We start from the raw sequence: 13,872 nt of genomic DNA on the forward strand, positions 1-13,872 counted from the left end.
TTTTTATATACTGCTGATGAAATGAGATAATCAAAATTGTTTTTGGAGAATATAAAAATGACTGACATCGTGATTGTCAATGGTGCCCGTACTGCGATGGGTGGTTTCCAAGGAAGTCTAGCAGCAAAAACTGCACCAGAATTGGGGGCTGTTGTTATTCAAGAAGCTGTTGCTCGTTCAGGCTTGCAAGGGACTGATGTCGAAGAAGTCATTATGGGCTGTGTATTACCTGCGGGCTTAAAACAAGGTCCAGCTCGTCAAGCGATGCGCCAAGCGGGACTACCTGATTCAACTGGGGCTGTAACCATTAACAAACTTTGTGGTTCTGGTATGAAAGCGGTCATGCAAGCTGCTGATGCGATCAAAGCAGGTTCTGCTGAAGTTATTGTTGCTGGTGGTATGGAATCAATGACCAATGCACCTTATCTACTACCAAAAGCACGTGGTGGCTATCGCATGGGGCATGGTGAAATCAAAGATCATATGTTCTTTGATGGCCTTGAAGATGCAGAAACAGGTCGTTTAATGGGTTCATTTGCCCAAGATATGGCAAATAAAAAAGGTTATAGCCGTGAACAAATGGATGATTTTGCAATTCGTTCATTGAAACGTGCACAAAAAGCAGTGAACGAAGGCTATTTTGCAAATGAAATCGTACCTATAACCGTTTCTACTCGCAAAGGCGATGTTGTTGTTGATAAAGATGAACAACCGTTCAATGCCAACATCGAAAAAATTCCGTCTTTACGCCCTGCCTTTGCAAAAGATGGTACGATTACTGCTGCAAATGCCAGCTCAATTTCTGACGGTGCATCAGCATTAGTCCTTACTACGAGTGAAAATGCCGAAAAACGTGGTTTAGCACCACTTGCAAAAATTGTTGCTTATGCTTCAAATTCACAACACCCTTCTGAATTTACCATCGCACCAGTCGGAGCAATCCAAAAAGTTTTAAACAAGACTGGTTGGAATGTTGCTGATGTGGACCTTTGGGAAATTAATGAAGCTTTTGCTATGGTTACGATGTGCCCAATTGATGAGTTTGGATTAGACGCTGAAAAAGTCAATATCAATGGTGGTGCATGTGCCTTAGGTCATCCTGTTGGCTCTACAGGTTCCCGTATTATCTTAACCTTGATCCATGCACTTAAACGTACTGGCGGTAAAAAAGGTATCGCTGCATTGTGTATCGGTGGTGGTGAGGCAACTGCTGTCGCGATCGAATTGCTATAAGCTTTAAAATTTTCAAAAAAGAGAGATACCCTATCTCTCTTTTTTATGTTTTTTTAAACAAAATTACAAATGAGCATCTTTATTTTAGTGTCTAACTGTTAAATTAAATTTTTACAATAACAATTCGGATGATTCACATGCAGCTCAACCATTATCTTAATTTTCAAGGCGAGACTGAAGCCGCATTTTTGTTTTATAAATCTGTATTTGGAGGAGAATTTTCATTTATAAAGCGCTATAACGAACTTCCAGAAGCAAAAGTCACAACACAAGAAAAAGATTATATTTTACACGTGTCTCTACCTATCAACGAATTTACAGTTTTAATGGGTTCTGATACTAGTGAAGAGTTTTGTGCACAAAACAATACCCCTTTCATCAAAGGTAATAATCACTACATCTCCATCAATCTAGATGCTCATGAAGAAGCTGAAGCGCATCGATTATTTTCAGCACTATCAGTCAATGGTCAAATTGAAATGGCTTTAGATAAAACCTTTTGGGGTGCATTATATGGCGCATTTACAGATCAGTTTGGGGTGAAATGGATGGTCAATTGTCAGCTCAACGTAAATGAATAATTGGATAAATAAGTATCGTCATTTAAGTTTTGGAAACTTTTAAAAAATAAATAGCATGCCCATTCACACAAACTATCATTTATTTCGGACATAAAAAAAGCACTGCATAAGCAGTGCTTTTTTGTGCAATCTGAATATATTACTTTTTCTTTTTCGGTCCAAGTAACATACCCATTTGACGACCTTCCATTTTTGGCGCTTGTTCAACTACACCATATTCAGCTACATCAGCTTCAATTTTTTGCAATTGAGCAAGACCTAACTGTTGGTGAGCCATTTCACGACCACGGAAACGCAAAGTAATTTTTACTTTGTTTCCTTCTTCCAAGAAACGGATAATTGCACGCAACTTAACGTTGTAATCACCAACATCTGTAGCAGGACGCAATTTAATTTCTTTCACTTGAACTTGATGCTGTTTTTTCTTCGCATCTTTTTGCTTTTGTTTCAAGTCAAACAAATGTTTGTTGAAATCCATGATTTTACAAACTGGTGGCTCTGCATTAGCAACGATCTCAACAAGGTCAAGATCAGCTTCTTCTGCAGCACGCAACGCTTCAGCTAATGAAACGATACCTTTTTGTTCACCGTCAGCGGCAACAAGGCGTACTTCTTTTGCACGGATCTCGTCGTTAAGTGCTGGACGGTTGCTTTTACCACCTTGTTGTTGGTTACGGTCAGGCTGTTTAATCTTTCTTACTCCACAATGTACCGGCCACGTTCGGCAACGGCTGCTTTCACTAGGTCAACAAATGCATCAATTGACATAGTACCTAAATTTTTACCAGAGCGAGTACGTACGTTTACTGTACCTTCCTCTACTTCACGATCCCCAAGTACCAATAAGTATGGAATACGCTCTAAAGTACGCTCACGAATCTTAAAGCCGATTTTCTCATTTCTCAAGTCTGAAATTGCTCGAATTCCATTTTCTTTGAGTTTAGCAACAACATCTTCACATGCAGCTGCTTGAGAATCAGTAATATTCATGACACATGCTTGTACTGGTGCCAACCATGGTGGCATAAAACCAGCATAATGTTCAATAAGTATACCAATAAATCGTTCAAAACTTCCAAGAATCGCACGGTGTAACATCACAGGATGATCGCGATCATTGTCTTCTGTTACATAAGAAGCATCTAAACGTAATGGTAAATTGAAGTCACACTGAATTGTACCACACTGCCAAATACGACCTAAGCAGTCTTTCAATGAAAATTCAATTTTCGGACCATAGAATGCACCTTCACCCGGTTGTTCTTCCCATTCGAGACCCGCTTCATCTAAAGCATCTGCCAATGATTTTTCAGCAACATCCCAAAGTTCATCAGCACCTACACGCTTTTCTGGGCGAGTAGAAAGCTTCATTTGAACTTCTTCAAAACCAAAGTCTTTATAAACATCTAAAGTCAGTTTGATAAAGTCAGCAACTTCTTTACCAATTTGTTCTGAAGTACAGAAAATATGCGCATCATCTTGAGTAAAACCACGTACACGCATAATGCCGTGTAAAGAACCTGATGGCTCATTACGGTGACATGAACCAAATTCAGCCAAGCGAATTGGAAGATCACGGTAAGATTTTAAACCTTGGTTAAACACTTGAACGTGACAAGGACAGTTCATTGGTTTTACTGCGTAGTTACGGTTCTCAGAATGAGTCGTAAACATATTTTCAGCATAGTTCGCAGCATGACCAGATTTTTCCCAAAGTGAGAAATCCACGATTTGTGGTGTTTTCACTTCAAGATAACCATTGTCTTGCTGAACTTTACGCATGTATTGTTCAAGAACTTGATAAATAGTCCAACCATTTGGATGCCAGAACACCATACCCGGTGCTTCTTCTTGCATATGGAACAAATCAAGCGCTTTACCAATTTTACGGTGATCGCGTTTTTCAGCTTCTTCGATACGTTTGATATATGCTGCTAGTTCTTTTTTATCAGCCCAAGCTGTACCGTAGATACGTTGTAATTGTTCATTTTTAGCATCACCACGCCAGTATGCACCAGAGATTTTAGTGAGCTTAAATGATTTTAAGAATTTAGTGTTTGGAACGTGCGGACCACGACACATATCCACATATTCTTGGTGATAGTACAAGCCCATTTCAGTTTCATCAGGCATATCTTCAACAAGACGTAATTTGTAGTCTTCACCACGAGCAGTAAACACTTCAACAACTTCAGCACGAGGAGTCATTTTTTTGATGACATCATAGTCTTGGCTGATGAGCTGTTTCATACGCTCTTCAATCGCAGCCATGTCATCCAAAGTTAATGGTTTTGGCATCCAGATGTCATAGTAGAAACCTTCATCAATGACAGGACCAATCACCATTTTCGCTTCTGGAAATAATTGTTTTACCGCATGACCCACCAAATGCGCGCAAGAGTGACGAATGATCTCAACACCCTCTTGATCTTTAGGGGTAATGATTTGCACATTCGCATCTTCGGTAATTAAGTCACATGCATCAACTAAGCGACCATTTACTTTCCCTGCAACCGTATTTTTAGCAAGACCAGGCCCAATACTTTGAGCAACTTCCATAACGGAAACAGAATGATCGAAACTTTTTTGATCGCCATTTGGCAATGTGATAATAGGCATAATAAAAAATCCTTAAGGAGTGATGCCCCTTACACGAGGGCATGTCACCGCGAGATTATGATCGAGGATAAGCCTCAAGATAAAATCGGTGGAACAAAAATTTAAAGTGTGACAAATTTTACACCCTTAACCGCGCTTTATAAACCTTTGCTTTGAAAATAATCGACGGATTGATGATTTTTTTATAATGAGAATTACTCTCTAAAGGTACTCCATTTCACAAAGTGGCGATCTTGATACACCCATAAATGTGAAAATTGCGGAATAATTGACTCGCTTTGACTTGGTCTAAGGAACACAAAATCATCTACTTTTATGGGATGATTCTTGGGAACATTCACCAATTCTTGATTGCTACTTCTGCCATATAATGGATGTGGATGACTACCAATAGGATAAACATAATCAGCCAACCAATAGCCGCCATAGATAAACAAGGCTTTATTTTTATGTGGAAATTTATTCAAAAATGGCATTCCCGGAAGTTCTGTATACGGCAGTTCTTTTAAAACAGGGCTCGCGATCCATAAAGCTGCTTGTATGGGCGCTAAGTCATCCAAATCAAAATCACTTGGCTTGACGAGCATTGAACCAAACGAAAGATCATTACATACACTATGTTTCACGTGGAAACAAAAGCTCGGGCTACCTCCGCCATTAAAGCAAAGTTGCTCATGCCAAAGACTTGGGTACTGTGTTCTAATCATTTCAATATATTTAAAATAGATTTCTTGTGATTCTTCAAAAGCTTTATCCGCTTTTTTTATTATTTTAGGCAGTTTATTGACATGTGCATCATAGCCCATCAAACCTGACAATGTTAAATACTCTGGATTCTGTTGAATCAGACTAAGCATATCAGCTAAATCTTCATCTGAAGCAACGCCCCCTCTATGTAAACCAACATCAATTTCGATATTGATCTGCAATCTTAGCTTTTCTTGCTGCGCAAAATTTAGATACTGATTCAGCCTTGTTTTAGTATCAACTAACCATTGAATATTCACATTTTTATACTGAGAGTTTTCCTTATAAAATGATATAACAGCGTGAATCGGCATGGGCTTCCCAAGCAAAATATCAGCCTCTGGAAAATCTTCTACTAGACTAATCAGTTGTGGTAAATGAAAAACCATAAACCGCTCTGTCTGAAAACTTTCACTTAAAAGTTTCAATAAATCTAAGCTCGCAAGAGATTTGACCACCAAACGTGGTTTCAAATGTTGAGCAACTGACAATTTTCTTTGTACATATTGAATGTTTTTCTGCAACAGCGCTTGATCTAAAATCAGTCTTGGCACAGCAAGCTGCTGTGTCTTTAAATCATGTGAAATTTGCTCAAAATATTCATCCAACATTGCATTCACCTCTATATTTTAATTTTCAGATAAAAATAATTTTTCTAAATATGGATTTAAAAATTTTGCTTGAGGATCTAAGGCTGCTCTAAGTTGTAAAAAATCATCCCATCTTGGATATAAATCACGTAATTTATTTGTGGATAAAGTATGCATTTTCCCCCAATGTGGTCGCCCTTTATATCGCTGTAAAATAGGCTCAACGACATCAAAAATTAAACGTGGATCTTGTTTATGATATTGATGAACAGAAATCGAAATCGAATCTTGCTGATAAAATGGACTTAGCCAAATATCGTCACCTTGTACAAAACGAAATTCTAAGGGGAAAAATGTAGCGACATGCTTTGCTCGAAGTGCATGCAATACTTCATCAAGACATTCTAATCCTTGATCCACAGGTATCTGATATTCCATTTCATTAAATTTTGTATTTCGTGGTGTAGGGAAAATCTTGCCTGACCAATCAATAAAAGTGGTCGATTTCACAAAAATTCCCAAGAGTTTTTGTAAGTATGGATTGAGCTTAGGAAAGCTTTTGGTTAGCTCAGAACACATCGTAAGTAGCGCATCTTCAGAAGGCCATGATTCAGTCCGTGGAATAATATCCAGTTCAGTTTCATCCAAAGTCTTCAACATTAACTGATTTTGGTAGGAAAATATAAAGCACTCTATATGCCGATGCTGTTGTTTCCATTGATGAATATTTTGCTTCATTTGATCTAGTGAGCAAAGTTCAATATGTTCTTTTAATTTATAACGCGCTTTGTTTTGCATGGTAATTTTGGTCAAGATACCAAAGCTTCCCAAAGCGACTCGACCCGCTGTGAAAATCTCAGCATTTTCATGTGAAGAACACTGTAATAACTCCCCTGTTGCCGTCAGCAATTCGAATGACTCAACATAAGCCGAAATACATTTTAAATTTGCGCCCGTTCCATGAGTCCCTGTTGAAACTGCGCCTGCTAAACTTTGTTGATCAATATCACCCTGCTGCATCAAAGATTGATTGATCGGATCGAGATATCTCGGCAAATTAAACAGTCTTGTTCCAGCAAAAATAGTACTTTGACAGTGTGCTAAATCAGATTTTTCTACACCAGAAATATGATCTAAAGAAAGTAAACTCTCATCCGTACAAACCAATGGCGTAAATGAATGTCCTGCACCTACGACTCGAATTTTTGGATTATTTTTAACAATCTCTTGTAACTCAGCAATATTTTCAGGATACAAAATCTGTCTCGGATTGGAACTTTGCAATCCCGACCAATTTGACCAATGTTGTGACTGCTTTTGTTCATGCATCAAAGCTCTCCTTGGCTAACTGCAGTTCTTAAACTTCCATGATTAGTGCGCTTTGCCAGCTCATGTTCTGGCACTTTGCTAGGTCGTGTACTTCGATCCAACTCTCGATCTGGGACAGCCCTTAATAATTGCTCGGTTAAACCTTGATATTTGTATTGAATCGCAGCCAAAGTCCATTGACCAAATAAGGTATGTCCACCTTCATAAGCTTGTTGCTGATATTCTTCATTGGTGGTGATATACCCCATATAATCATTGCAATAAGAACATAACCATACATTTGAAATTTCATGTTTTTCGCTTAGACATTTTCGTACTGTTTGTAGCAGTCTTTGCCCTGAAATCGTGGTAATTTCTCCTGGGCAACAAATCAAAGCTAATTGTCCAATTTTGATAATTTGTAAAGGTACGATACTGGGTACTAATGGGCTCTCAATGATTGCCCCCACCTTAACCTGACGATTCATTTCACTCGCTAAGGGATCAGTCACACTCGGCAATGTCCCGATATTTCGACCAAAAATTTTCTTCGACCCAGCTTCGATAAAAATATGCTTAGCACCTTGTGAAGCAAATAAATTTTTATAAAACAAATAGTTAGGAGCATTTACATCTTTGAGTTTTTTATATTTATAACGGTTTGCAACCACATTCATTGCCTTAACAACAAAAGTAGACACCCCTTTACCATCTACAGGCGTCCCAGCCGCAAATGCCGTACCATGACAAGGTATGCTGGTTCTGGCATCCATTTCACCTTGAGCAAATTCGGCAGGTATTTCAATATTACTCAAATCTACATAGCAAAAAACTGCATCAACATTTCCCTTTACTTTTACTGTTTTATTTTCAAAAGCGGTAAAAGCTAATTGGCTTTGTAAACAACCATTTTTCTTTGCATATTCATATTCTTTTTCACCTTTAATTTGTTGGCGAATTTTATTTTGATGAGGTCCATGAAAATGTGGTGAAACATCACCTGCTGTTGCTTGTGCAAAGATTGTCACGGGATTTTCGATACCTTGTTGCTTCAATAAAGCTTCAGCATCTTGCGCCGCATATCCCTTATTATCACCATCATGTGCATTGAGAGAATTGCCCAAACAGGTCGCATGTACCCCAAAAAAAGAGATAAAAGCCTGTAAATTCCCCTGCCGATAAAAACCGATTAATTGCATTTCACGGTTCAAAGCCAAATGAGTTTCATGTTCTGATCTTGGCTCGACTTCTGGATTTTGGTTATAAGCATCTAAGGAACGATTCCAAGCGACAGGAGTCGCTGTATCAAAACTTTGCTGACAAATTGCAATTTCCGTCTCAGATTGATGGCTTAAAGCATTTTCAACACTCGATACAACCGCAAGTACAATGGCATCCAAATGCTCGGGAACAAAACCCGGTGTAGGCATATTATACAAGGCTTCATAAGCGCAGCCGCCTGGACCAGAATGCGTATGTGTTGCCGTTAATACAAATTGATTTTCATTAAATTGTTCACCTAATTTTTCTTGTAATAATTGCTGTGTTTTTTGGCGCATTGCGGCAGTGATACAACCAAGATCTAAACAGCAAAAGATCAATAGATTTTGTTTTTCATCCAAAATTGTAAAACTTCGAACATATAACGCAGTACGTTTTTCAAATGCACGATGTGACCACATCCCATAACCAAACATGGCATAGCCTTTGGGTTGTATTTGTATTTCTTGCTTATCCCATCCAACTAGATACATGATTATTTCCCTTTTCCTTGATTCTTTTTTTAAAATTGCTAAGAGAATCCGATTGAAAGTTAATCAAAATTATGCGATACCTCAAAGGGTAAAACGAACATATTTTTGGGGGGCAAAACGGACTTATGCCTAAATTTTCACAACATTATTCGTCACATCATTTTTATGTTCCTCCTGCGATTCTCTCAGGATTAATTCATTTTGCGGAACAGCATCAGCTTGCTTATCAACATTGGTTTAGCCGATTCAATCTTGATATTTCGCAGATTAGAAACTTGCAATGTTTCGTGACTTTTCAACAGCTTTGTCAAGTAATCAAATCCGCCATAGAAGAAACCTCTATCACATCACTGGGTTTACATATTGGTCGTAGTGATGGACTCATCTCGATGGGAATTTTAGGTTTTGCGATGCAAGCTTGTAAAACCGTGGCTGAAGCCATGCACATCGGGCTGCATTATCATCGTATTTCAGGTAGCGTTCTGGACTTAAATTTCCATGAATATGATGATTATTGTGAACTTGAAATCTCACCGAAAATCCCAGATCCGATACTTTTTGAGTTTTTCTGTGATGAAGTCCTGAGTAGCATTTTGAGTTGCTATATTGCGATGGTGGGCGATCAAGATGATCTATTAAGTATCGAAATCAATTATAAACCTAAACATTTTCAGGAATATAATAGCATTTTCAACTGCCCTATCCATTTCAATTCAAACCGAAATGTAATGCGTTTCGATCGCAAATTTTTAAATAAAACACTTAAATCTTATAGCCCTGCAAACTATGCAACTGCAATTCAAATTTGTGAACAAACACTTCAGCAAATAACTCAAATCAACCAAGCCAGTTATGCTGAAATTTTAAAGCAATTGATTGAACAAAATTTGCCAGAACGATTTGATATGAAACAAGCGGCACAACATTTAAAAATCAGTGAACGACATCTTCGTCGTCAATTACTTGAAGATGGTTTAAGTTTTCAGCAAATTCGCCAAGATATTTTACAATGTAAAGCCAAGGAAATGTTGTTGAAAAATCACACAATAAGTGAAATAAGTCAACAACTTGGATTCAGTGAACTCCGTGAATTTAGGCGTGCATTTAAGCGTTGGACAGGCGCTGCACCCTCGATTTATAAACACAATTTACAGGTTTAACACAGTGTTTAAGTAATGCATTAATTTCAAATATAAATATTTAAAATCAATGTATTAACAAAATACATCGAATACTCGACTAAAGAATAAATGAAAGATTGCGAATAAATGCTTATCTTTTTACACAGGAAATAGAAAAATTATACATGGAGTTTTAAAATGGTCAGTGCTTACGACGAGTTACCTCGCACCCCTGCAAATTTTGTTGCATTATCACCTTTACGTTATTTGGAACGTGCTGCATATATTTATCCAAATCAAGCAGCGATGGTTCACGGGGCGAGAACAATTACTTGGCGTGAAAAATATCTGCGTTGCCGCCAGTTTGCGCATCAGTTGCAAAATTTGGGCATTCAGAAAAATGATACTGTTTCAGTTTTACTTCCAAACATTCCAGCTATGATCGAAGCACATTTTGCTGTGCCTATGGCTGGGGCTGTTCTAAATACTCTAAATACCCGTTTAGATGCCAAAACTATTGCATTTATGCTCGAACATGCGGAAACCAAAGTGCTTTTGGTTGACCCAGAGTTTGCAGCGCTTGCTCAAGAAGCAATTGCATTGGTTTCACAAGAAATTTATGTGATCGACGTTGCTGATGCTGAGTATGAGGAAAATGATACAACTCCACGCATCGGACAAGTCGAATATGAAGACTGGCTCAAAGGTGGCGATGCAAATTTTGAATGGCATTTACCAAGTGATGAATGGGATGCGATTAGTCTAAATTATACATCTGGAACAACGGGCAATCCGAAAGGTGTGGTTTATCATCATCGTGGTGCTTATATCAATGCAGCAAGTAATATCATTGCTGGAGGCATGACACCACGTTGTACTTATCTTTGGACCTTACCGCTTTTCCATTGTAATGGTTGGTGTTTTGCTTGGACGATTGCAGCCAATGGCGGAACCAATATCTGTCTACGTAAAGTTGATCCAATCTTGGTCTACAAACTGATCGACCAATATAAAGTCGATTATTTCTGTGGTGCGCCAATTGTATTGTCAATGCTGATCAATACACCTAAAGACCAGCAAATCAAATTTGATCATCGTGTTGAGGTTATGGTTGCTGGCGCTGCACCTCCTGCAGCGATTATTGAAGGCATGCATCATATCGGCATCCAAGTCAATCATGTCTATGGTTTGACTGAAACCTATGGTCCATCAGGCATGTGTGCAGCTCAAGCAGGCTGGAGCGATTTGTCTATTCAAGAACAAGCACAGTTACATTCTCGTCAAGGTGTACCGTATCCTTTGCAAGACAGCATGCGTGTTCTTGATCCAGATACCATGCAACCTGTGCCAAATGATGGGCAAACCATGGGCGAAATTATGTTCCGTGGCAACATTGTCATGAAAGGTTATTTGAAAAATGCTCAAGCCACTGAAGAAGCGTTTAAAGGTGGTTGGTTCCATACTGGTGACTTAGCCGTTTGCCAACCTGATGGCTATGCAAAAATCATGGATCGTTCAAAAGATATTATTATCTCTGGTGGTGAAAATATCTCATCTTTAGAAGTTGAAGAAATTCTCTATACTCATCCATCTATCATGACCGCCGCTGTGGTCGCAAAGCCAGATCCACGTTGGCAAGAAGTGCCTTGTGCATTTATTGAATTAAAACAAGGGGCAACGACAACGCCTGAAGAAGTTATCGAATTTTGTAAACAGCATTTAGCGCGTTATAAAGTGCCGAAAGATGTGGTTATTGCAGAGATTCCAAAAACATCGACTGGAAAATTGCAGAAATTTGTACTTCGTGAATGGGCAAAAGAACGCTCTATCGGTGAGTTTGGTTAATTCTTTTTGCTATGGAAATGCAATTCAGTTTTTTAATTGCATTTCCTAAGCTATTAGACTTCTTTCATAAATTAAAAAATGATCAGTTATTTAGGTAAAAAGTATCATACGCTCACATTTGCCGTGAGTAATTTAATTTACTTTGCGTAGATAATCTTTCTTACTTTGTTTTCGGACAAAGTAAGCAAAACCATTTGTCGAACAAATGGGCATACATCCCTGTAGCCCTTGTCCGACGGACGGCATCCTGCCTTAATTGCAAATTTTATTATGTTTTGAAGCAAAATGATTAGGGTATAAATTTGAGTAATAAATGACTTATGCAAGAACTCTGTTCTTCTTTACTTTTAAATTTTCTATGTTCTTTTTTAATTCTTCATATTGATACATTATTTAGCAAAAACAACGATCCTTAGAAGCTATAATTTTTTCTGCTAGGAGTTCATCTTCCTTTAATACTTAAAACACAATTTTAAAAAATATTTGAAAATACACTGAGACATCTCATTGAAACCGAAGCTCATTGAAAAATTAAGCACTCACCTCGAACTTTCTCCTAAACAAGTTTTTCTGTGTTTACTCTATGTTCCCATCATTCCAACAATCGCTTTTTGCTTATACATTCTTATTGCTGCGCTGGGTAGCCTCATCCTCAGTCAAAATATTCTTGAGGATTTGACTCATTTTTTTGCCGATGACGGATATTTAGAGGCTATTGGAATTTTCTTATTAATCCTCATTTTCGTTACTGTATTTTATTATGTTGTGATTATGATCTTTGCCTATTTTTCACAAATCTTATTTTCCAAGATGAAAAGAGTGAATTTTTATACAATTTCAATATCAAGCTTAATTTTAGCTCTGTGTATCACAACATTATTAGAATTTAGCTTTCCGCCTTCATTGAATGGTTTGGCATTTATAAGCTCGATTTGTTTATTTTATTCAAGTACTTTCTGGTTTTTTGCCTATAAACAACATATTCGAAATATATTCAATCCTCAATCCAATTAAATCCAAACAACTCATAGCTGATGTAAAAAATAGAATATAAGCGCATATTTCACCTTAACAATAATGTGAAGCCCAATATACAAAAGCGACCCGTCGGATTAATACTGAGCAGTTCAGAGTTTTAAATCCTCCCCAACCCTCCTTTTTCAAAGGAGGGAGCTTATCTTTTCTAAAATATATCAATCACCGTCGGTTCCTCTCATTTTCAAAGAAGAGAACGCTATCCAAATGAATTAATAACAACGCACAAAGATCCAAATCAATAATTTTAAACATAAAAAAGCGACCTATTGGATTAATACTGAGCAGTTTAGAATTTTTAAATCCCCCCCAACCTTCCTTTTTCAAAGGAGGGAGCTTATCTTTACTAAAATATATCAATCACCGTCGGTTCCTCCCATTTTAAAGAAGAGAACTCGATCCAAATGAATTAATGACAACGCACAAAGATCCAAATCAATAATTTTAAACATAAAAAAAAGCGACCCATCGGATCGCTTTTAGAGAAATATTTACTTTGCCTTTCCTTGCTCGGAAAGCAACGCAACTTGTTGCACATAATTTAAAAATTTAAGTTTAGATTCTGCCAATTCTTCTTCGGTAGGCTCTAAAGCTAGATCACGATGAATACGAAGCACATGCTGACGCAAAGTGTGAGCTTCAGCAGCATTGTATGATTTACAAAATTCTTTAATCGCAGGATCACGTTGTTCGAGCATACGAGCAACCCAACGATCCAATTGCGCTAGTTTTTTTGCACCTTGTTTAGGTGTCAAATAAGACAAAATCATTGCCTCATCTTCATTGCGAAGTAATTTGCCAACACGCTGAAATTGACGACGACGTGCTTCAAATGATGTGATCAATTGCACATCAAGCAATGCTTCGATGAGACGTTCTTCTACAGGTAAATCTTCAATTTGCTTTTTTGAAAGTTCTGCCAGTTGTTCACCTAAAGCAGCCATACGTTGTACGGCTTTCTTTTGTTCGGTTTTACTTGCACGTCCTTCTAAAGATTCAAAATCATCATCAGTAAAACGTTTGGGACGACGTGCCACGA

Annotated in this window: 10 protein-coding genes; 4 read left to right on the top strand and 6 right to left on the bottom strand. The window is 37.8% G+C overall.

Going from position 1 to position 13,872, the window contains the following annotated elements; genetic code table 11:
• The first annotated feature begins 57 nt into the window (after positions 1 to 57).
• Both F960_RS00635 and F960_RS00640 read left to right on the top strand, forming a co-directional pair.
• The gene (locus F960_RS00635) at positions 58 to 1,233 is read left to right on the top strand and encodes a thiolase family protein (protein WP_004854796.1); all 1,176 of its coding nucleotides are present in this window, start codon (positions 58 to 60) and stop codon (positions 1,231 to 1,233) included.
• Positions 1,234 to 1,370: 137 nt separating this feature from the next.
• Positions 1,371 to 1,814, top strand: a complete 444-nt coding sequence (locus F960_RS00640; RefSeq protein WP_004854798.1) for a VOC family protein — start codon at positions 1,371 to 1,373, stop codon at positions 1,812 to 1,814.
• A gap of 139 nt (positions 1,815 to 1,953) precedes the next feature.
• Here the strand turns inward: F960_RS00640 and infC are convergent, their stop codons facing one another.
• The 5 genes from infC to F960_RS00665 all read right to left on the bottom strand — a co-directional run bounded on the left by infC (position 1,954) and on the right by F960_RS00665 (position 8,832).
• Entirely contained in the window at positions 1,954 to 2,505 is a 552-nt protein-coding gene (gene infC / locus F960_RS00645) for a translation initiation factor IF-3 (RefSeq protein WP_081401769.1), read from the bottom strand.
• A gap of 5 nt (positions 2,506 to 2,510) precedes the next feature.
• Entirely contained in the window at positions 2,511 to 4,433 is a 1,923-nt protein-coding gene (gene thrS, locus F960_RS00650; RefSeq protein ID WP_004854802.1) for a threonine--tRNA ligase, read from the bottom strand.
• Positions 4,434 to 4,627: 194 nt separating this feature from the next.
• The gene (locus F960_RS00655; RefSeq protein WP_004854804.1) at positions 4,628 to 5,791 is read right to left on the bottom strand and encodes an alanine racemase; all 1,164 of its coding nucleotides are present in this window, start codon (positions 5,789 to 5,791) and stop codon (positions 4,628 to 4,630) included.
• A gap of 18 nt (positions 5,792 to 5,809) precedes the next feature.
• Positions 5,810 to 7,099, bottom strand: a complete 1,290-nt coding sequence (locus F960_RS00660; RefSeq protein WP_004854806.1) for a D-arabinono-1,4-lactone oxidase — start codon at positions 7,097 to 7,099, stop codon at positions 5,810 to 5,812.
• Complete coding sequence (locus F960_RS00665; RefSeq protein WP_004854809.1) at positions 7,099 to 8,832, bottom strand: neutral/alkaline non-lysosomal ceramidase N-terminal domain-containing protein; 1,734 nt, start codon at positions 8,830 to 8,832, stop codon at positions 7,099 to 7,101. The genes F960_RS00660 and F960_RS00665 overlap by 1 nt, the downstream gene beginning before the upstream one ends.
• A gap of 125 nt (positions 8,833 to 8,957) precedes the next feature.
• On the opposite strand from F960_RS00665, the gene F960_RS00670 reads away from it, so the two are divergent.
• Together F960_RS00670 and F960_RS00675 are read left to right on the top strand one after the other, a co-directional pair.
• Complete coding sequence (locus F960_RS00670; RefSeq protein ID WP_004854812.1) at positions 8,958 to 9,992, top strand: AraC family transcriptional regulator; 1,035 nt, start codon at positions 8,958 to 8,960, stop codon at positions 9,990 to 9,992.
• 159 nt (positions 9,993 to 10,151) lie between these two features.
• Complete coding sequence (locus tag F960_RS00675) at positions 10,152 to 11,798, top strand: acyl-CoA synthetase (protein WP_004854815.1); 1,647 nt, start codon at positions 10,152 to 10,154, stop codon at positions 11,796 to 11,798.
• A 1,526-nt stretch (positions 11,799 to 13,324) separates the two neighbouring features.
• On the opposite strand, the gene yjgA is transcribed toward F960_RS00675, so the two are convergent.
• A complete protein-coding gene (yjgA, locus tag F960_RS00685) occupies positions 13,325 to 13,870 on the bottom strand; it encodes a ribosome biogenesis factor YjgA (RefSeq protein WP_004854819.1) in 546 nt (181 codons plus the stop codon).
• Between the last annotated feature and the right edge of the window lie 2 nt (positions 13,871 to 13,872).

Source organism: Acinetobacter gerneri DSM 14967 = CIP 107464 = MTCC 9824 (assembly GCF_000368565.1).
GTDB lineage: Bacteria > Pseudomonadota > Gammaproteobacteria > Pseudomonadales > Moraxellaceae > Acinetobacter > Acinetobacter gerneri.